The 19,474-nt window shown below is 60.6% G+C and carries 22 protein-coding genes, 1 other RNA gene and 2 pseudogenes; 10 read left to right on the forward strand and 15 right to left on the reverse strand.

What is annotated here, in order from left to right; genetic code table 11:
* Positions 1–115: 115 nt before the first annotated feature.
* From E5E96_RS20760 to E5E96_RS22670, 12 genes and pseudogenes are all read right to left on the reverse strand, one after another.
* On the reverse strand, positions 116–553 hold the full coding sequence (locus E5E96_RS20760; RefSeq protein ID WP_171283035.1) for a hypothetical protein: 438 nt from the start codon (positions 551–553) through the stop codon (positions 116–118).
* A 95-nt stretch (positions 554–648) separates the two neighbouring features.
* A pseudogene (locus E5E96_RS22880) lies at positions 649–1,121 on the reverse strand (gp16 family protein).
* A gap of 224 nt (positions 1,122–1,345) precedes the next feature.
* On the reverse strand, positions 1,346–1,576 hold the full coding sequence (locus E5E96_RS20770) for a hypothetical protein (protein WP_171283036.1): 231 nt from the start codon (positions 1,574–1,576) through the stop codon (positions 1,346–1,348).
* Between the two features lie 45 nt (positions 1,577–1,621).
* An RNA gene (locus tag E5E96_RS20775) (hammerhead ribozyme type II) lies at positions 1,622–1,691 on the reverse strand.
* A 2-nt stretch (positions 1,692–1,693) separates the two neighbouring features.
* Positions 1,694–1,891, reverse strand: a complete 198-nt coding sequence (locus tag E5E96_RS20780; protein WP_042008334.1) for a hypothetical protein — start codon at positions 1,889–1,891, stop codon at positions 1,694–1,696.
* 14 nt (positions 1,892–1,905) lie between these two features.
* Positions 1,906–2,526 carry a DUF3164 family protein gene (locus E5E96_RS20785; protein WP_171283037.1) on the reverse strand — a complete coding sequence of 207 codons (621 nt, stop codon included), beginning with the start codon at positions 2,524–2,526 and terminating at the stop codon, positions 1,906–1,908.
* 41 nt (positions 2,527–2,567) lie between these two features.
* Positions 2,568–2,798, reverse strand: coding sequence for a hypothetical protein (locus E5E96_RS20790; protein WP_171283038.1), 231 nt, complete (start codon positions 2,796–2,798; stop codon positions 2,568–2,570).
* A gap of 57 nt (positions 2,799–2,855) precedes the next feature.
* Entirely contained in the window at positions 2,856–3,416 is a 561-nt protein-coding gene (locus E5E96_RS20795) for a transcriptional regulator (RefSeq protein ID WP_171283039.1), read from the reverse strand.
* A complete protein-coding gene (locus tag E5E96_RS20800; protein ID WP_171283040.1) occupies positions 3,400–4,017 on the reverse strand; it encodes a hypothetical protein in 618 nt (205 codons plus the stop codon). Before E5E96_RS20800 ends, E5E96_RS20795 begins: the two co-directional genes overlap by 17 nt.
* A 44-nt stretch (positions 4,018–4,061) precedes the next feature.
* Entirely contained in the window at positions 4,062–4,784 is a 723-nt protein-coding gene (locus tag E5E96_RS20805) for an AAA family ATPase (protein ID WP_005353404.1), read from the reverse strand.
* Between the two features lie 42 nt (positions 4,785–4,826).
* Positions 4,827–7,040 (reverse strand): DNA-binding protein, encoded by a 2,214-nt coding sequence (locus E5E96_RS20810; RefSeq protein WP_171283041.1) that lies wholly within the window; start codon positions 7,038–7,040, stop codon positions 4,827–4,829.
* Positions 7,037–7,177 carry a hypothetical protein gene (locus E5E96_RS22670; protein ID WP_253264681.1) on the reverse strand — a complete coding sequence of 47 codons (141 nt, stop codon included), beginning with the start codon at positions 7,175–7,177 and terminating at the stop codon, positions 7,037–7,039. Before E5E96_RS22670 ends, E5E96_RS20810 begins: the two co-directional genes overlap by 4 nt.
* Positions 7,178–7,448: 271 nt before the next feature.
* Here E5E96_RS22670 and E5E96_RS20820 point away from each other — a divergent pair, with 271 nt between their 5' ends.
* Together E5E96_RS20820 and E5E96_RS22785 are read left to right on the forward strand one after the other, a co-directional pair.
* On the forward strand, positions 7,449–8,195 hold the full coding sequence (locus tag E5E96_RS20820; RefSeq protein WP_171283043.1) for a helix-turn-helix transcriptional regulator: 747 nt from the start codon (positions 7,449–7,451) through the stop codon (positions 8,193–8,195).
* A 236-nt stretch (positions 8,196–8,431) separates the two neighbouring features.
* Positions 8,432–9,610: pseudogene (locus E5E96_RS22785) on the forward strand (methyl-accepting chemotaxis protein); the annotation flags it as partial.
* Positions 9,611–9,671: 61 nt separating this feature from the next.
* Here the strand turns inward: E5E96_RS22785 and E5E96_RS20830 are convergent.
* The gene (locus E5E96_RS20830) at positions 9,672–9,869 is read right to left on the reverse strand and encodes a hypothetical protein (protein ID WP_171283045.1); all 198 of its coding nucleotides are present in this window, start codon (positions 9,867–9,869) and stop codon (positions 9,672–9,674) included.
* Positions 9,870–9,919: 50 nt separating this feature from the next.
* Entirely contained in the window at positions 9,920–10,813 is an 894-nt protein-coding gene (locus E5E96_RS20835; protein ID WP_171283046.1) for a DMT family transporter, read from the reverse strand.
* 112 nt (positions 10,814–10,925) lie between these two features.
* Here E5E96_RS20835 and rsxA point away from each other — a divergent pair, with 112 nt between their 5' ends.
* The 8 genes from rsxA to gloA all read left to right on the forward strand — a co-directional run bounded on the left by rsxA (position 10,926) and on the right by gloA (position 18,492).
* Positions 10,926–11,507 (forward strand): electron transport complex subunit RsxA, encoded by a 582-nt coding sequence (rsxA, locus tag E5E96_RS20840; RefSeq protein WP_005302262.1) that lies wholly within the window; start codon positions 10,926–10,928, stop codon positions 11,505–11,507.
* A 4-nt stretch (positions 11,508–11,511) separates the two neighbouring features.
* The gene (rsxB, locus tag E5E96_RS20845) at positions 11,512–12,075 is read left to right on the forward strand and encodes an electron transport complex subunit RsxB (RefSeq protein ID WP_065477011.1); all 564 of its coding nucleotides are present in this window, start codon (positions 11,512–11,514) and stop codon (positions 12,073–12,075) included.
* Between the two features lie 6 nt (positions 12,076–12,081).
* Positions 12,082–14,793 carry an electron transport complex subunit RsxC gene (rsxC, locus tag E5E96_RS20850; RefSeq protein WP_171283047.1) on the forward strand — a complete coding sequence of 904 codons (2,712 nt, stop codon included), beginning with the start codon at positions 12,082–12,084 and terminating at the stop codon, positions 14,791–14,793.
* 3 nt (positions 14,794–14,796) lie between these two features.
* Positions 14,797–15,849, forward strand: a complete 1,053-nt coding sequence (gene rsxD / locus E5E96_RS20855) for an electron transport complex subunit RsxD (protein ID WP_029302759.1) — start codon at positions 14,797–14,799, stop codon at positions 15,847–15,849.
* 34 nt (positions 15,850–15,883) lie between these two features.
* A complete protein-coding gene (rsxG, locus tag E5E96_RS20860) occupies positions 15,884–16,516 on the forward strand; it encodes an electron transport complex subunit RsxG (RefSeq protein WP_016351104.1) in 633 nt (210 codons plus the stop codon).
* A 16-nt stretch (positions 16,517–16,532) separates the two neighbouring features.
* A complete protein-coding gene (locus E5E96_RS20865; protein ID WP_024944880.1) occupies positions 16,533–17,291 on the forward strand; it encodes an electron transport complex subunit E in 759 nt (252 codons plus the stop codon).
* A gap of 14 nt (positions 17,292–17,305) precedes the next feature.
* Positions 17,306–17,947, forward strand: coding sequence for an endonuclease III (gene nth, locus E5E96_RS20870; protein ID WP_171283048.1), 642 nt, complete (start codon positions 17,306–17,308; stop codon positions 17,945–17,947).
* A gap of 131 nt (positions 17,948–18,078) precedes the next feature.
* Positions 18,079–18,492 (forward strand): lactoylglutathione lyase, encoded by a 414-nt coding sequence (gloA, locus tag E5E96_RS20875; RefSeq protein ID WP_171283049.1) that lies wholly within the window; start codon positions 18,079–18,081, stop codon positions 18,490–18,492.
* Positions 18,493–18,556: 64 nt separating this feature from the next.
* Here gloA and E5E96_RS20880 read toward each other — a convergent pair whose 3' ends face one another.
* Positions 18,557–19,432 carry an OmpA family protein gene (locus E5E96_RS20880; protein ID WP_024944879.1) on the reverse strand — a complete coding sequence of 292 codons (876 nt, stop codon included), beginning with the start codon at positions 19,430–19,432 and terminating at the stop codon, positions 18,557–18,559.
* Positions 19,433–19,474 lie beyond the last annotated feature (42 nt).

Here is a 19,474-nt window from a genome sequence, read left to right on the forward strand (position 1 = left end):
GTTTTGGTAACACCGTAACTTTCACTGCCTACAACCGATTACTGTGTGTACTTGATGGTGGGCTCTATCTGGTCCCTTATCAGGCTCATGAACACATCTAACGATGAATCGATCATCAACCTGTCTCAATTAATCTGGCTACATCAGCCATGAACATCTCCATATCTTCTTCTCTGATGTAAACCTGCCATTCTTGAAACACTTTGTGAGGCGGAAGCTGGCACCAGCGTAGACCAATACGAAACAGCTTGGGGAATAAGGGGTCTGGCATACTACGCACAACCAGAGTGCGCAATAGATAGCCGCTTGGAGAAGCGAATATAAGATGACGGCCTATCCCTATCTTGCTGCGACACAAACCTCCGGCACCACCTAATGAGATATCGCGAACATTCAATTGCAACGTGGGGCGAAAGGCATCGAACCAGCTGTCGTCAGGTTCACTCGCAACTGTATAGCCGCCACCAACCAAAGAAAAACGTGGATGACGGCGAGAGTCATATCCTAATGGGAAGATCTGCTCTACCTTGCTCCGAGCAACCTTCTTGTCCATAAACAGCATCCTTTCTGAAGGCTTTATAAAAACCATAGCCAACTAGGCCCATTTGAAAATAATACTTTGGATATAAATTATGACTGTCTGATGTTCTATGAAGTGGACGCTATACCCACCCTATGCTGCCAACGTTTGAGCGCCTCCAGCACCTTAACAGCCAGAGGCTCATCCAGCCATCCCACTTCGGCCACCCCTACTCCACCGTTTAAACGGGCGGTCATGCGTTGCACCCAGGCGTTTAAGGCGCACGACGAACCATCCCGGATCACACCTTGGCGGGCCATTTCCCCCAAAGTGCCCGAATCTTTGCCACCTGGGGGGCCTTGGCTCGGAACATCGAGAGCTGAATACACTGCCCTTCTTGTTGTTTCTTGGGGGTAGGCACAAAACCAAGTGCCTTGAGCGCCTGCAGAGTGCGCTCCAGCTCGCCTATCGATAGCTTTGCGGCACTACGTTTACCGGTACTGACCTCGAGCAGATCCCGATAGCTTTCTTCATCCAGTTGCAGGGTGCGTCTGGCCACGTGTACCAGACGCAGCATCCGAGTACGCTGATCATGCACCATCTTGTTGCTCCTTAAGCCGCGCACGGCGGACACGGTACATCTCGTTCATGCAGCTGCGACACCAGCTCTGCAGCCTATCCTGCTGGCCAGTGAGACCAAAAAACTCGCTGTCCCAAGGCCAAAACTCATCGCAGTGCGGGCAACGCTGCTCCAACCCGAGCTCGGTCAGGCAGGCTCTGCCCTGACGCAGACGCCTCACCAGCTCCTCACGATTCAGTACCGGACTAAACGGGGCACTGTACATCCTGCCCTCCTTGGCGAGCCCGCAGTTCAGCAACCAGTTGCCAGCGCATCCGGCAGGCTTCTCCAGCCAGCGCGTGAAAGCCACGGGCGCGCGCCTCTTTATCAAACTGTTTGAGCTGTTTGCACACAGCCCGTTTGTCAGCCGCTACCAGTGCAATGGCCGCGCTGCTGAATATCTTGGTAAGCCGAATATCCATCTCTGTTTTGGTCATCGCCGTGCTCCTTGTATCAAGACGGTGAAGACCTGGGCCCAGATCGTTTGGTTGCTCATCAGTACCCGGTCACCACACCGGGCAGACAGGGCGGCGCGGCCACCCTGTTTCGCATCATCACTGCTCGAACTGCAGTGGCATCAGATCCTGGTACTCCTCTTCGCTCAGCGGTGCCGGGCCCAACCCCAGCACCCATAACAAAGCGGCCTTGATACCGTCCTCGTAGGTGTCATCGGGGTAGCAGGTGCCTTCGGTCTCGCTGATCTGTTCACAAAGCAGCAGCTGCTCTTCGGCCTGTTCTACGTTGATTTCCATCGCGCACTCCTCCCTTACAACTTCGCCAGGTCCAGGCTCATCTGGACGTAACGGCCTTGGCCGTCCCGCTCGTAGAGCCGCAGATATTGGCTGGTGCCGGTCACCTGAATGGCATCTGCGATAGCCTGCATGGCCTGCTCCCAGTCGGCGTCTTCGATGTTGAGCTGGCGCAGGGAGAGCACCTGGTTGACGTCGATGTGCCCCGCCTTGGAGACCCGAAAGGCATGGTCAACCAGGGCCCGCAACTTGGCATCGGCGCCATCACTCCAGCGCGCGATGCACTGGTCGATCAGCGTCTTGGCTGCCTGGATCCGCTCATCAAATTTGCGGTGCTCCCCCACCGCCCGGATCAGCTTGTAACGACCGTCGAAACTGAGCAGGGTGACATTGCCCTTAGTACCACCCCAGGCCACCCCGTACTGCTCGGCCGAGAGATCCACGAAGTCGGCGATCTGCTGCATGGCGCCAATCTTGAAGGCTGCGAGTTGCGAACGCTGCTCACGGGCCGCTGCGATGATGGTCATCACCACCTCGTCACGCAGCTTGTCCGCCGGGGCGATCAGGTTCTCCGGTACCCAGTGCCCCTGGGCGTTCTGCCGCATCGGGGTCGTGTTGCTGGTCTGTGCTTCTTGCATAAGGCTCTCCTTGATTTATCCCGTTGTTGTCCGGCTATCGCTTACTGCCGCCAGTGCAACAAACACCCACCAAAGCGCACAATGGCAACATCTCGCACTACGCCTGCGAGGCATTCGCGTCCCCACACGGCCCGCTTGGTCATCGCCTCCGGTAGTGGGCCGGTCACCGCCAGCAAGGGGGTGTGGCGCACCCGACTGGTGCTCACCTTGCACCCCTTTGCCGTCAGCCAGACTCGCAACTGCTCGGCGGTCTTCTGCAGATTTCTGTTCATCCCGTTCTCCCTGTGATGCCAATCACTGAGCCCACCACACACCCCGAGCCCGTTGAATTACTGACCAGACTTCTCACCCTTATCGAGCAGCCGGTTATATTTGATGCCCAAGATCTTGAGCTCCTCGGCCAGCAGCTCGGCCAGAATACGCAAGCTGTTGCTGGCATTTTCGCCATCGCTTTTGGCCTGCCGGCGCAGCCGGGAGAGGGTGGCCTCGGCGTCATATCGGGCGCTCCTGTCCATGCCTTTGTTGCTTGGCCCAACCGAGATGCGCATTGGCCGACGCAGTTGTTGTTCCTCACCCAGTTGGCTATGGGGGCAGCCGCTGCGGCAAGCCTTCCAGAGCTTGATATCCATCGGGTTGCTGCCCACATCACGGGGACCACGGCGCTGGTGAGCAAGACACTGATGCACCGGTATTTCGCCCAGAATGGGGCACATCACCTTGTTGCCCATCAGAGCCCCTTCCACCAGGGTCTGCACTCTTGCCATATCGCCGGGATATTTTTCGTTGCAGACTTGGCTGATGGTGGTTCTGGATAAACCAAGCTTGTCGGCCACCACGGCCAGTGAACTGGCTGCAACTTCGGCCTGTAGCACCTCAAGCCACGTTTCCATGAGGAGCCTCCTTCATATCGAACTGGTAAAAACGCTGTTCGTTTTGGTCCCAGCATCCCCCCTGCTTCACCCTCACCATGGGGGCAAAACGGCCGGTATCACGGATCAACTGATAACGGTTCTGATCCCCTTTCACCTTGAAGCGCTCAATCTTTTCCACCAGCCGAACATATCCAGCCCGGATCAAAATGGTGGTGTAAGTGCTAGCCCCCGCATCATCGACCCCAGAGGTGATCGCTAGGTCGCTCAGGGTGAAAAAACGACTGATTTTCATGGTGTTCCACATCTTCTGTTGAACCGTTTTGCGATGGATACGGCGCTTTTGACGCTGTTTGGTTTTACGATTACCAGAACCAAACTCCGGATCGCCCGCGGTTGCTACAACCTGGTAACGACTGCCTCGGAATGAAAAACTGCGTCCAAATGGTTTCTGATACACGCAACGCAGGTGACCGCTTGCTAACCAACCGCGCACAACCAGATAGACATTCCTCAGCTTCAGTGGACTTCCTGCAACGACCTCTAACAAATCGAAAGAGTCTTGCTGGCACATCCAACGCCAAGCCGCTTCTATGTTGCTGTTTATACGTTTACCGACCACTGGTATCCCTCCCGTGCTTTGTTGTTATTGCCGGTTCCCAGTGGCTAACGGCTACGGCGAACGTCATGCAGCAATTCGCTGGCGTCCACATCCTCCAACCGGATAATCCTGGCGTCAGAGGCCATGGCCATCTTCTCGATCTTGTCCAGCGCCGAGACGATGGTGCGCACCACGCCGTTGGAACGCTTGCGGATGAGATCCAGCAGGGCATCATCGATCTCCACGTCCACCTCCAGCATTTCACTGGCGATGAGAGAGACGTCTTCCAGATCGGCTGGTTTGAATTCAATCCACTGGGAAATGCGGTTAAACAGTTGCTTGCGCTGGCTGATGCGACGGGCAATCTCTTCCATCCCGACCAGGATCAGGGGTTGTTCGGTAGCGTCGTAGATATCTCGCAGGGTCTCCATGATGCGGGCATTGCCGACCACGTAATCGGCCTCGTCCACGAAGATGGCCAACTCTTCGGCACGCACGGATTCGATAATGCTATCGACTTGAGCACGCAGGTTATGGCGCTGGGGGATGCCGATCTCTTTGGCAATCTGCTCCAGCAAACTGGTCACCGTGTCGGCCTTGTAGCAGCGCACATAGATGCCGTTTACTTCGTCCTGGTTGAACAGCCACTCAACGGCGGTGGTCTTGCCAAACCCGGAGGGGCCGTGGATCAGACCAATGCCCGGCACTATGCTGGAGCGATTGAGCAAGTTGTCGAGCAACTGCTCGGTCTTGATCATGTTTTTGACTTCGACGATCTTGTGTTTCATAGTGGTTTTGTCCTTTGTTTTTGGGCCTTTTCGGGTTACTCGCTAACCTTTTGCCTGAGTGCGGCGGGTAGCCCGAACTTCATCCAGATGGCGGTTAATGCGTTTTGCCATCAGCTTGTGGCTGTAGAGGTATCGGGTCAGCCACTCCTTCTCCCGCTCTGTCAGTGGGCTTCCCAACTCCTTCTCGGCCAAGTAAATGGCCTGCTCGTACTCGGTCTTGAGTGCTCTGGACTCTTGCCCGGCAGTCGCCTGTGCTCGGGCCGCTTTCTCTTCTCGTCTGGCCTCAATGGCAGCAAGTTCTGCTGCGCTGAACTGAGCCGGTTCAGCGGGTGCGGCAAGACCGGATAACGCAGCCAAGGCCGGGTTATCGAGGGTGAGATCACTGCGTTGAAACTGGGCGATATCCCGTGCCTGGGAGACGAAGTGGCGCACCACATCCTGATGGAGTTGGTCGATGCCAAAGGTCTTGGCCACATTGCGCATCTCACGGCGAAAGCCGGCCAGCGCCTTGGCATCGGCACGTTTGGCGGCGCGGAAGGCATCCGGACTGACGCCATTACCCAGCAGTTCGATGTTCACGGCCTCAATCCGCTCGTTCCAATCCCCTGTGCGATACAAGATGGCGCGGCCCACATCGCTGGGGTCGAGGAACACGCTGACCCGCTGGCTCTTCCAGTTGTGCTCCAGCAGCTCAGGGGCCGTGTATTTGAGCCCACCCGCCTTGATGAAGCCCTTGGAGACTGTGGCTTCACCGACATGGTTGAGCAGCAGGTCCAACGCCGACTGATCGCTGATGGCCCTCCGCTGATAGCGAGCATGACCATATTTCTCGTTGGGGGTCATTCCCAGAGAACTGTGTTTGCGGTTGTGGTAGCGGGCGTCAAGCCAGTTATCGAGCAAGCTCTGCAGCTCACAGGTCGTCATGGCCAGTTCGAAGATCTCCTTTTCGGCATCTGGTTTGCGTCTCTCTTCCAGCCGCTGAGCAAAGCTCTTGCGTGCCTCGATCACCTGCCGGTCGGCTACGCAGTGACCAATATAGGAGGGCAGCAACTCGATAAGGCCGTGGCTCAGGGTGCGAAAGAAGCGCTCTATGTGCGGTTTCTCCCACCCGGAATAGGCGTTGGAGCGGCTGACGTTCATGCCGAGCAGGGTGCAGATGGACATCACCCGCTGGCTCACGTAGTCAGAGCCGTTATCGGTGCGCATCACGCCGTTATCATTGAGGGTGCCCCAGGCCAACAAGGTCTTGCGCAGCAGCAGGCAGATCCCCTCACTCGATGAGGTCTTGGCAACCAGCAGGCGCACCCGGCGGGTAAACACATCGATCACCGCGATAATGCTGTGACGGCCATCCACCAACATGGCATCGACCGGGGTGCTGTCGAACTCCCACACGTCGTTGGGCTGTGCCATCCAGGGGTACATCTCCTCGATCGCGCTGCGGTATTTGTTGTTGTAGGCATCGGGGTTGGTGGCATAGGTAAAGGCCACCTTGTTGTCACTCAGCCATTTGACCATCCAGCGACGCAAAGAGGATTGGCTGGGAATGTGCCATCCCAACTGGTTCATCTCGCTGTATTGGCTGGCAAGCTCGTGCAGAGCGCCCCACTTGTTGGCCAGATGTGGCTTGGCTGTGACCAGGGCCGTCAGGAATTGGGCCAGATCCGGGCTCTGCTCCACGGTCGATGGCCGCTCTCGCTGATAGTTTCCGGCCAAGGCTGCGGGGCCTTCATCAGCCAGCGCACTCTGCCAGCGGCGCAAAGTGATCAGGCTGAACGGTTTTTGCCGGTCATAGACGTTTGCAGGAAGTGACAGGCTGCGGGCACGGTATGCCTCAATAAAGGCACGGCGACCCACCTCCCCTTGCTGGCAAGCATAATAGGGAGCCAGGAAGATATCGGCGGCCTGCAGGATCAACAGTCTGGCATCGACCTTCTTGCGAGCCCCCTCCCCCAAGGTCAGCAGCTTGCGACCAGCCTCCGGTTTGAACGGCACTTCACGCGCCAGAAGTTTGGCCATCGCCTTGCCGCCAGCAGCGTGATCGGTCACTGCTTGACCTTGCTCGGCCACGGCTCTCTCTGCCAAGTAGCGGCGAGTTTCTATCGGCAGCGAGCTGATGTGGTATTCGACCCCTTTGCCTTTCTCGCGTTTGCGGCTTTGCCACTCTTCACGCTCGGCCTTTTTACGAACGCCATCGGGGTAAGCGGGCATGCCGGCCAGCCCGGCCAGCGCCTGGGCGGTGTACCAAGTGCTCATTGGTCACCCCCCAGCAGATCGATATCCAGCGACTCGGAGAGCAGCATCATGATGGTGCGGCTTTCTCGCCGTTTAGGGCTGACCCCCATGGCCGGGGCATAGTGTTTGATGCAGCGCTGCACTGCTCTGGGGTGCAACCCTTTGGCGCGGGCCCAAGCAGCTTGGGAATATCCGCGTTTTATGAGCTCAGCCCTGATCCACTCTGGTGTTTTCCCTGACATACTCACCCCGTTTCGGTATCATCAAGTGTCGCGGCGCGTGTCTTTGTCATTCATAAAAGAATGATTTTATGTCGCAATGCGTCACATATGAATGATTGATCACCCCAAAAAGATTGACAAGTCTTTTTGTGCGGAATTTTTTGTCTATCGACTCACCAGCATTAGCCACTAGCCGAGAATTCCTTGTATGTCAGAGCGTTATGAAGAAAAACTACAAGCAGTACAAAAAGACGGTGAGGTATCTTTTCTGACGGCGGGAATGGATACTCTGTGCGCTCGTCTGGACGAGCTGCGGGGCAATCGGAGCTACAAGGCATTCGCCGAACAGGTGGGAATGAGTGAATCGGGGATCCGTAAATACTTCCCTCCCTTCAATTCACTGCCCACCATCGACAAGGCACTGCGTATCGCGCGGGTGTTCAATGTGAATCTGGAGTGGCTGGCCACCGGTCAAGGCCCCAAGCATCCAGATGTAGATGCCGAGCTGATGGTGCAACGTGAGGTGTTTGATGAGGAGTACGCGCTGATCGATGGTTACCATGTCACCGTCAGTACCGGCCATGGTGCGTTTAATGATGATCACGAGGTTAAACGCAAGCTGGCCTTTCGCCGCAAGTGGCTCACGTTTCGCAAGTTAAACCCGGATAACCTGGTGGTGGTCTTCGCCAAAGGCGACAGCATGGAGCCCACCATACACTCTGGTGACTCTATCCTGGTCGATATCAGCAAGAATCAGATCGAAGATGGATCCATCTTCGTGTTGCGGCTCGGCGAGGAACTCTATGCCAAGCGCTTACAGAAAAACTTCGATGGCGGGCTCACCATCATCAGCGACAATCGCGATGATTACCCACTGCAGGTCGTTCCAGCCAACCAACTGGAAAGCCTGGCCGTGATCGGCAAGGTCGTCTGGGCCGGGCACGACTTTTTTTAACCTACACCGCTTCAATATGGGGTTTAAACGCTGAGTTAAACCCCAAACTGCATCGCCGACCAGCCATCCCAAGTTTTCATTTTTGGCGCACAGCTCCAGAAGATCGTCCGTGATCTTTCATTTTGCCGCATCTCGCGCCAAGTACCTCCCAATCCCCCTCTAAGCTCCTGTCAGCCTTGCGTTTGTCCCACGAGATCCCACTTGTTTCCGGCTGCTCCCGGTTTTTCATTCTTAGTGGTCGGTTACACTTCGTCAACGATCGTTTTCTCGCCATCGTGGGCTATGCCCGGGAGGAGGTGATCGGCAAGCACCACAGCGCCCTCTGCTTTCTCGAGGACGTGAAAACCCGCGAATATGAACAGCTGTGGCAGGATCTGCGCAGGGGGGAGTCGCGCAACGGCCGTTTCATCCGGCAGGCCAAATCGGGCAAGGCGGTCTGGCTCGAAGCCAGCTACTTCCCGATCCTCCTCGATGGCAAGGTGATCAAGGTGGCCAAGGTGGCCTCCAACGTCACCGAACAGCAATCCACCCTGGAGCGCACCCAGGCGCTGCTGGCGGCACTGGACAAATCCCTGGCCGTCATCGACTTCCAACCTGATGGCACCGTCATCACCGCCAACCAGAATTTCCTGCACTGCTTCGGCTACCGGCTGGACGAGGTGGTGGGCCAGTCCCACCGCATGTTCTGCGACGAGGCCTTCTATCAACAGAATCCCAACTTCTGGCGGGATCTGGGAACGGGCTCCATCCAGTCCGGGCTCTTCATGCGCCGTGGCCGCCACGGCGAGAAGATCTGGCTGGAGGCTACCTACAACCCCATCTTCAACCATGAGGGCAAGGTGATCAAAATCATCAAGCTGGCCAGCAACATCAGCGAGCGGGTGGAGAAATCCATCTCGGTGCGCGAAGCGGCCCAGAAGGCCTGCGCCATCGCCGGAGAGACAGTGCTGAGCGCCGCCAGGGGCCGGGAGGTGATCGACAAGGTGCTGGAAACCTCGGCCCACATCAACAGCTCAGTCAGTGAAGTCAGCCGGCAGATAGAGAACCTCAACCAGCAATCCAGAAGCATAGAGTCCATCATCTCGACCATCAGCAGCATCGCGGATCAAACCAACCTGCTGGCGCTCAACGCCGCCATCGAGGCGGCCCGCGCCGGCGAGCAGGGCCGCGGGTTTGCGGTGGTGGCCGATGAAGTGCGCCAGCTGGCGGCCAGAACCTCCACCTCTACCGGCGAGATAGTCTCCGTCATCCGGCTAAACTCCGACATCACCTCCAGGATCACCCAGACCGTCTCGGTGGTATCGGACAAGGCGATGGCGGGCCAGGCCCAGGCCGACATCATCGCCGGCGTCATTCAGGAGATCATCGAGGACGCCAACTCGGTGTCGGACACCGTCAAAGGCCTCTCCATCTAGGAGCCTCGCCATCACAACACACGGGGCCAGGCCCCGTGTTTTTTAGCTTCCGAAAAAAGCGTCAATCCCGCCCCGACAGATAGTGCCTGGTCTCCTCGTCGGCCTGCTGCAGGGCGCACTCCCACAGTTCGGCGATGCAAAGCCCCTCCTCGCCCACCGCTTCCTCTTCCAGCGCCTCCAGTGCCCGCGCATCGGCCAGGGTGAAGGGATGGTGGCCAAGCAGCAGTCGCGCCTGCGCCAGTAACCTCATGTCACTCATGATCACGCTCCTCGCTGCGACCAACCCTGACTGTAGTCAATCTGTGGCCGTCACGAGCCTGCGGTGGCCGCCGGCATCCGCACGCGCCTGGCCGGCAGCTGTCCCACCGCGATCCCCAGCAGCACCGCGCCACAGGCCACCCATTGCAAGGTGTTGAGGGTCTCTCCCAGCAGCAGATAGGCCAACAGCAGGGTGAACACCGGGATGAGATTGACGTAGGCCGCCGCCAGCGTCACCTTCACCTGGGTCACCGACCAGTTGTAGAGCAGGTAGGCCAGGGTCACGCAGGCGCCGAGAAAGACGATGACCGCCATGTCCTGCCAGACCCAGGCCGTCGGCCAGGGTTCGCCAAAGGCAAAGGGAGCGAAGAAGAGGGTGCCGACGAAGGCCTGCAACGCAGTCAGGGTCAGCACGCTGTAGCGGCTGCAAAGCTTCTTGAACACCACCGAGTAGGTGGCGGCGCAGAACATGGCCGCCATCTCCAGGCTGTTGCCAAGCAGGGCATTGGGGGCAAATTCATCCGTCCCGCTGCCAAAGCCGAGCAGCGCGATGCCGAAGATGGCGATGGCAAAGCCGAGCAACTGGCGCCGGCTCACCCGCTCGCGGATCAGCACGAAGGCCACCAGCGCCACGATGAGCGGCAACAGGGCACAGACCATGCCGGCCTGACCGGCACTGGTGTAGCGCAGGGCGTTGACCTCCAGCAGGAAATAGAGACAAGGCTCCAGCGCCCCCATCAACGCCAGCCAGCGCCAGTCCCCTTTCTGATAACGAAAGTTGCCGAGATAGCGGTAGCAGCACAGCCAGCAGAGCGCCGCCACGCTCATGCGCATGAACAGCACCTGACCGAAGCCCCAGACCCCCAGCACGTGCTTGAGCGCGATGAAGGAGCTGGACCAGAGCAGCATCGCCAGGGTCAGGGTAAAAATGGGTAAAGGGCGCACGTTTCCTCCATGAAATTGGCCATTTGAATAATAACCATGCGGCCTTGCGGTTGTTAAAAGGCACCTAAAATCAGATAATACCGCCGCCTTCACACCGGATAACCAACCTGCAATGACTGAGTACCTGCTTTTATTGGTCGGCACTGTGCTGATTAACAACTTCGTGCTGGTGAAATTCCTCGGCCTGTGCCCCTTCATGGGCGTCTCCGGCAAGCTGGAAACCGCCATCGGCATGGGGCTGGCGACCACCTTCGTGATGACCCTGGCCAGCGCCTGTTCCTATCTGATGGAACACTATATCCTGATCCCGTTGAACATCGCCTACCTGCGCACGCTCGCCTTCATTCTTGTGATCGCCGTCGTGGTTCAGTTTACCGAGATGGTTATCCGCAAAAGCAGCCCCACCCTCTATCGTCTGCTGGGCATCTTCCTGCCGCTCATCACCACCAACTGCGCCGTGCTGGGGGTGGCCCTGCTCAGCATCAACGAGCACCACAACTTCATCCAGAGCATCATCTACGGCTTCGGCGCCGCCACCGGTTTCTCGCTGGTGCTGATCCTGTTTGCCGCCATGCGCGAGCGTCTGGTGGCCGCCGACGTCCCGACCCCGTTTCGCGGCGTCTCCATCGCCATGATCACCGCCGGCCTGATGTCGCTGGCCTTTATGGGCTTTACCGGCCTCATCAAGATATAGCGCTATGACTCACATACTCTTTGCCGTTCTGGTGTTGGCTCTGCTGGCTCTGGCCTTCGGCATCATCCTGGGCTTTGCCGCCGTCAAATTTCATGTGGAAGCCGATCCCATCGTCGATCAGCTCGACGCCCTGCTGCCGCAAACCCAGTGCGGCCAGTGCGGCTACCCGGGCTGCAAGCCCTACGCCGAGGCGCTGGCCAATGGCGACCAGATCAACAAGTGCGTGCCAGGTGGCGATGCCACCATGCGCAAGATTGCCGACCTGATGGGGGTCGAACCCCAGCCGCTGGGCGGCGCCGAGGCCGCCGTCCCCATCAAGAAAGTTGCCTTCATTCATGAAGATCAATGCATCGGCTGCACCAAGTGCATCCAGGCCTGTCCGGTCGATGCCATCGTCGGCGCCACCAAGGCGATGCACACCGTCATTGCCGACGAGTGCACCGGCTGCGATCTCTGTGTCGATCCCTGCCCGACCGACTGTATCGAAATGATCCCGGTGCCGACCACGGTCGACAACTGGAAGTGGGATCTGGCCAACGTCGCCATTCCGGTCAAGATAGTGGAATAAGTAACCATGCAGTCCTTACTCGAACGCATCAAAGCCGGCACTCTGTGGGATTTTCACGGCGGCATTCACCCTCCCGAGAACAAAGACCAATCCAGTCTCACCCCGGTAGTGGACGCGGGTTTGCCGCCCCAGCTCATCATCCCGGTGCGCCAGCACGCGGGCCCGGCCGGCGACCTGCTGGTGCGGGTCGGCGACCAGGTCAAGAAGGGCCAGCCGCTCACTCGCCATGACAAGGGGCGTTTCGTGCCGGTGCACGCCTCCACCTCTGGCACCATCACCGCCATCGGTCACCACACGGTGGCCCACCCCTCCGGTCTCGACGATCTCTGCATCACCCTCACCCCGGATGGCGAAGATGCCTGGGGCGAGCGTCAGGGCCGCAGCGACTACTGGAATCTGGAGCGGGGCGAGCTGCTCGAGCGCATCCAGCAGGCCGGCATCGCGGGCCTTGGCGGCGCCGTGTTCCCGACCCACAGCAAGCTCGATGGCCGCGGTCAGCTGACCGAGATCCTGATCGTCAACGGGCTGGAGTGCGAGCCCTACATCACCACCGATGACCGGCTGATGCAGGAGTACGCCGACGAGATCATGGACGGCATCCGGGTGCTCAAGCACCTGCTCAAGCCCAAGCTGACCCTGATCGGGGTGGAAGACAACAAGCCGGCCGCCATCGGTGAGCTGACCCGTCATGCCACAGACGAAGACGTGCTGGTCAAGACGGTGCCCACCAAGTATCCCTCGGGCGGCGCCAAGCAGACCATCGAGCTGCTCACCGGCCGCCAGGTTCCCAAGGGGGGTCGCGCCGTGGACATGGGCATCATGGTGCTCAACGTGGCCACGGTGTTTGCCATCAAGCGCGCCATCATCGACGGCGAACCGCTCATCTCCCGCATCGTCACCCTCACCGGCGACGCCTTCAAGAAACCGGGCAACGCCTGGGTGCTGCTGGGCACCCCGGTGCGCTGGCTGCTGCAGCGTTTCGAGCTGCAGCCCGAGGCGGATCAGCGGGTGATCATGGGCGGCCCCATGATGGGCTTCACCCTGCCCCATGCCATGGTGCCAGTGGTCAAGGCCACCAACTGCCTGCTCTCCCCCACCCGGGCCGAGCTGCCACCGCCCGGTCCGGAGCAGGCCTGCATTCGCTGCAGCGCCTGTGCCGACGCCTGTCCGGCCAACCTGCTGCCCCAAGAGCTCTACTGGTACAGCCGGGCCAAGGAGTACGACAAGGCCGAGGGGCTCAACCTGTTCGACTGTATCGAGTGCGGCGCCTGCGCCTGGGTCTGCCCGAGCGAGATCCCGCTGGTGCAGTACTACAAGATTGCCAAGGATGACATTCGCGAGGCCCGCGCCGAGGCCGAGAAGGCCGAGCGTGCCAAGCAGCGTTTCGAGGCCAAGCAGGCCCGCTTCGAGCGGGAAAAAGCCGCCCGCGAGGCGCGCCACGCCGAGGCAGCGGCCCAGCGCCGCCAGGCCATGACGGCCGCCGGAGGTGAAGATCCGGTCGCCGCCGCTCTGGCCCGCATCAAGGCCAAGCAGGACGCAGCACCCGTTGGTGCCAGCGAGCTCGCACCGGACAACAGCGCCATGATTGCCGCCCGCGAGGCGCGCAAGCAGGAGGCCATCGCCCGCCGCGCCGCCAAGGCGGCTGCCAGCGAGCCCGACTCGGCCCAGACCGATGCACCGGCAGCGGACGGGCAGGATGCCAAGAAAGCCGCCATTGCGGCGGCGCTGGCACGTGCCAAGGCCAAAAAAGCGGCTCAGGAGCCAGGCGAAGCAGCGGCTGTGGATAGCCCTGCTGCTGCGTCTCAGTCTGACCCCGTTGCCGATACGGATCCCAAGACGGCGGCCATCGCGGCAGCCATTGCCCGCGCCAAAACCAAAAAAGCTGCCAGCACGCAAGGTGATGAAGCGGCTGCGGATAGCCCTGTAGGCGCGCCCCAGTCTGACACCGCCGCCGACGCAGATCCCAAGAAGGCCGCCATTGCTGCCGCCATCGCCCGCGCCAAGGCCAAGAAGGCCGCTCAGGCGCAAGGGGATGCAGCCGTGACCGAAGGTGAAGAAGCCGCCGTAGCAGCCCCTGCCGCAGCGCCGCAACCTGACTCAGCCGCCGAGGTCGACCCCAAGAAGGCGGCTATCGCTGCTGCCATTGCCCGCGCCAAGGCCAAGAAGGCCACTCAGGCGCAAGGGGACGCAGCCGTGACCGAAGGTGAAGAGGCCACCGTGGCAACCCCTGCAACAGCGCCACAGCCTGACCCCGCTGCCGACGCGGATCCCAAGAAGACGGCTATCGCGGCTGCCATTGCCCGCGCCAAGGCCAAGAAGGCCGCTCAGGCGCAAGGGAATGCAGCCGTGACCGAAGGTGAAGAGACCGCCGTGGCAGCCCCTGCCGCAGCGCCGCAGCCTGACTCTGCCGCCGAGGTCGACCCCAAGAAAGCGGCCATCGCTGCCGCCATCGCCCGCGCCAAGGCCAAGAAGGCCGCTCAGGCGCAAGGTGAGGAGGCCGTTGCCAAGCCCGCAGAGGTGCATGACGAGGAGGCCACTGCCAAACCCGAGGTGACCACCGTGGCGGCACCGGCTGCCGATGCGTCGCAGCCAGCCGCCGATGCGGATCCCAAGAAAGCGGCCATTGCCGCTGCCGTGGCCCGTGCCAAGGCCCGCAAACTGGCGGCCGAGGCAGCAGCCCAGGCCTCTCCTTCTCCATCGACCGACAAGAGCCACTGATCCATGTTCAATATCGCGAGTGCGCCGTTTGCCCACAACCGCAAACAGACCCAAACCCTGATGTTGCTGGTGATCCTGGCCTGCCTGCCCGGTTTTCTGGCGCAGAGCTGGTTCTTTGGCTGGGGCACCCTGATCCAGATCCTGCTGGCGCTGGTCACGGCGCTGGGCTCGGAGGCGCTGGTGCTGCGCCTGCGCGGACGCCCCGTCAAACCGGCCCTGCTGGATGGCAGCGCGGCCCTGACCGCCGTGCTGATCGGTCTCTCCCTGCCGCCGTTGCTACCCTGGTGGATGTTGGTGCTGGGCACGGCGTTTGCCATCATCATCGCCAAACACCTCTATGGCGGGCTGGGTCAAAACCTGTTCAACCCCGCCATGGTGGCCTATGTGCTGCTGCTGGTCTCCTTCCCCGTGCAGATGACCAGCTGGCTGCCGCCCTCCAGCATCGCCGCCTATGACATCGGCTTTGGCGATGCGGCCTCGGTGATCTTCACTGGCTTCAGCCTCGACGGTTACAGCATGGCGCAGCTCAAGCAGGGGGTGGATGGGCTGACCATGGCCACACCGCTCGACACCCTGAAAACCGGGCTGACTCAGGGCCTCACCGCCGGCGAGGTGATGACCCACACCGTCTTCGAAGGCTGGGGCGGCATCGGCTGGAGCTGGGTCAACCTCGGCTACCTGCTGGGCGGCCTGTTCCTGCTGCAGCAGAAGGTGATCAACTGGCGCATTCCGGGGGCCATCCTCGGCGCCTTGCTGCTGGCGGCCACCCTGGGTTATCTGATGACCCCGGATGCCACCGCCACCCCCATGTTCCACCTGTTCAGCGGCGCCACCATGTTGGGGGCCTTTTTCATCGCCACCGATCCGGTGAGTGCCAGCACCACCCCGCGCGGCCGCCTGGTCTATGGCGTGCTCATCGGCGTGCTGGTCTATGTCATCCGCCGCTTTGGTGGCTACCCGGATGCCTTCGCCTTTGCCGTGCTGCTGGCCAACCTGTGCGTACCGCTGATCGACAGCCTGACCCGCCCGAAAGTCTACGGAGCCCGTCGCAAATGATCCTCGCGCACACCTCACCCTCAGGAATGATGCAATGTTAAAGAGCATGCGCAAAAACGGCGTCACTCTCGCCCTGTTTGCCCTCGCCTGCACCGCCGTGGTGGTGCTGACCAACGAGCTGACCCAGGGGCGGATCGCCCACCAGCAGCAGCTGGAGAAGCTGCGCACCCTCTCCGCCCTGCTGCCGGAGGGGAGCTATGACAACGATCTGGTCGCCAGCTGCAAGCTGGTGCAGAGCCGACGCTATCTGGGCAGCGATCAGTCCATGCCGCTCTACACCGCGACCAAGCAGGGCGAAATCACCGGCTATGCGCTGGAAACCGTCGCCCCCGACGGCTACAGTGGGGCCATTCGCCTCATCGTGGGCACCGATGCCAAGGGCGCCGTGAGCGCGGTCCGGGTGTTGGCCCACAAGGAAACCCCCGGCCTTGGCGACAAGATCGAGCTGAAGAAGTCGGACTGGATCAACAGCTTCGTCGGCAAGTTTCTCAGCCACGACAACGAGGCCAGCTGGGCCGTGAAGAAAGACGGCGGCGAGTTCGACGCCTTCACCGGTGCCACCATCACCCCTCGGGCCGTGGTCAAGGCGGTGAAGAACCTGTTGCTGCTGCAACAGGAGCACCCAGAGTTGCTGCGCGACGCCCCCGCCTGTGACGCCACCCCCTAACGCCGGAGCACAAGCTATGGAACAAGTCGATGTGATTGACGGGCAGAGCCCGCTCAGCGAGAGCAATGGCCGCCGCGAAGAGCTCAAGGAGCTGATGCTGCAGGGGCTGTGGAAGAACAACCCCTCGCTGGTGCAGGTGCTGGGTCTGTGCCCCACCCTGGCGGTCTCCTCCACCTTCACCAATGCGCTGGGGCTCGGCCTTGCCACCATGGCAGTGCTGGTCAGCTCCAACCTCGCCATCTCGCTGGTGCGCAACCTGGTGCCCAAGGATATCCGCATCCCGGTCTACGTGATGATCATCGCGGCGCTGGTGACCAGCGTGCAGTTGCTGATGAACGCCTACACCTATGGCCTCTATCAGGCGCTCGGCATCTTCATCGCCCTCATCGTCACCAACTGCGTCATCATCGGCCGGGCCGAGGCCTATGCCTCCAAGAACCCGCCGCTGCTGGCGGCCCTCGACGGCTTCATGATGGGGCTGGGCTTTACTCTAGTGTTGCTGGTGCTGGGCGGGCTGCGCGAGATCATCGGCATGGGCACCCTGTTCGACGGTGCCGACCTGCTGCTGGGAGAGTGGGCCAAGTCACTGCGCATCGAGCTGTTCCACGCCGATGCCAGCCTGCTGCTGGCAATCCTGCCCCCTGGCGGCTTCATCGGTCTCGGCCTGATGATCGCCGGCAAGAACGCCATCAACGACTGGATGGGTCGCAAGCAGAGCGCCGAGAAGGCCCACTGCAGCGTACCGGCCGCGGGTGCCCGCGCGACCCAGCTCTGAGCCAAGAGAGAGCCATGAACAATCAGAAACGTAGGCAGATACTGGAGCGACTGCGGGACGACAACCCCCACCCCACCACCGAGCTCAACTTCAAGACACCGTTCGAGCTGCTGATCGCCGTGCTGCTGTCGGCCCAGGCCACCGATGTCAGCGTCAACAAGGCCACCGACAAGCTCTACCCGGTGGCCAACACCCCTCAGGCCATGCTGGAACTTGGAGTAGACGGGGTCAAGGAGTACATCAAGACCATTGGCCTGTTCAACACCAAGGCCGAGAACGCCATCAAGACCTGCGCCATCCTGCTGGAGCGCCACGGCGGTGAAGTGCCGGAGAACCGCGAAGCCCTCGAAGCCCTGCCCGGGGTCGGCCGCAAGACCGCCAACGTGGTGCTCAACACCGCCTTCGGCTGGCCCACCATCGCCGTCGATACCCATATCTTCCGGGTCTCCAACCGCACCGGCTTTGCGGTGGGCAAGAACGTCGATCAGGTGGAGGATAAGCTGCTCAAGGTGGTCCCCGCCGAATTCAAGCTGGATGTGCACCACTGGCTGATCCTGCACGGGCGCTACACCTGTCTGGCTCGCAAACCGCGCTGCGGTTCCTGTATCATCGAGGACTTGTGCGAGTATAAGGAAAAGGTCTACCCGGAGAGCTGAACATGGCTGCCGGCTCGCAAGCGGCGCAGCCATGGCGCCGCTCCTGGCGAGCACGGGCTTGAGCCAAGCGCCGGTATCCGTCCCCAGGGCGGCACCCATACCACAAGAACCACTACCCGGAGAATTGAGCAATGAGAATCCTGCATACCATGTTGCGCGTCGGCGATCTGCAACGCTCCATCGACTTCTATACCCGAGTGCTGGGGATGAAACTGCTGCGCAAGAGCGAGAACAGCGAATACAAGTACACCCTGGCCTTCGTCGGCTACGGTGACGAGAAAGATGAAGCGGTGATCGAACTCACCTACAACTGGGGTGTCAGCGAGTACGAGCGGGGCTCGGCCTACGGTCACATCGCGCTGGAAGCGGACGACATCTATGCCACCTGCGAGGCGCTGCGCGCCGCCGGTGCCAAGATCACCCGCGAGCCGGGCCCGGTCAAGGGCGGCACCACCGTCATCGCCTTCGTGGAAGACCCGGACGGTTACAAGATTGAGCTGATCGCCAAGAAAGATGCCGGCAGCGGCCTCGGCGACAGCGTCTAAATCTGGCTATACCCAGAAAAACCAAAAGAGCGCCAAGGCGCTCTTTTTCATGGCTGGATTTACCTCAGATGGCGCCGTTGCGGCCCATGTTGATCACCACCCGCCGGTTCTTGGCACGGCCATCTTCGGTTTCGTTGGAGGCGACGTGCTGCTTCTCGCCGTGCCCCTCCACCGAGATCTTGCCGGGTTCGATGCCCAGATCCACAAACACCTTCTTGATGGCATCGGCCCGTTTCTCGGAGAGCTTCTGGTTCGGCCAGCGGCCGCCATAGCTGTCGCTGTAGGCGTCGATCACCACCACGTCGATGCTCTTGTCCACCTTCACATACTCGCCGATCATCGCCAGCCGCCGCTTGGAGGCCAGCGACAGCTCGTCACTGTTCTTGTCATAGGTAAGCACGCTGAAGGCGATGTCGTTGAAACTGTAGGGCAGCAGGCCATTGAGGCAATCCACGAAGGCCTGATACTTGACCCGGAAGTTGACCGAGGAGAGCGAGACCCGCACCGGTCGATTCTGCCGATACCAATCGCGGTACTGGAAGGTCGGCATACGCCCCCCTTCCAGCTCGTCCAGCATGGTCCAGGCGGTCTGCCCCTCCACCAGCCCGTCAAACTGCTGGTAAAAGCGCAGCTGGCTCACTTCCCGCCCGGCGATGCCGGGGCGCCAGACCGGTGGCATGATGCCCAGGCTGACCGTCTGGGTCTGGGCCTGCTGGCGCAGCCCCTTGAGCTCGAAATCCAGGTTGATCTTGCGACCGGCGCGGCTGACAAATGCCCCCGTGCCCCAGTTGGGGATGGGGTGCTCGAGCCGGCACTCCACCTGGGTGTCGGAGGTCAAGCGCCAGACGGATTGATCCAGGCCGGCACCGAATTCGGTGACTCCCGCCTGTAACTGCATACTCACGGATATGCTGACCAACCCCAACATCCAAGCGTTCAACTGCCTGCCCTCCACACGATCTCAGGTTAGATATCGGCAGGG

It is taken from the genome of Aeromonas sp. 1805 (assembly GCF_013085525.1).
Taxonomy (GTDB): Bacteria; Pseudomonadota; Gammaproteobacteria; order Enterobacterales; family Aeromonadaceae; genus Aeromonas; species Aeromonas hydrophila.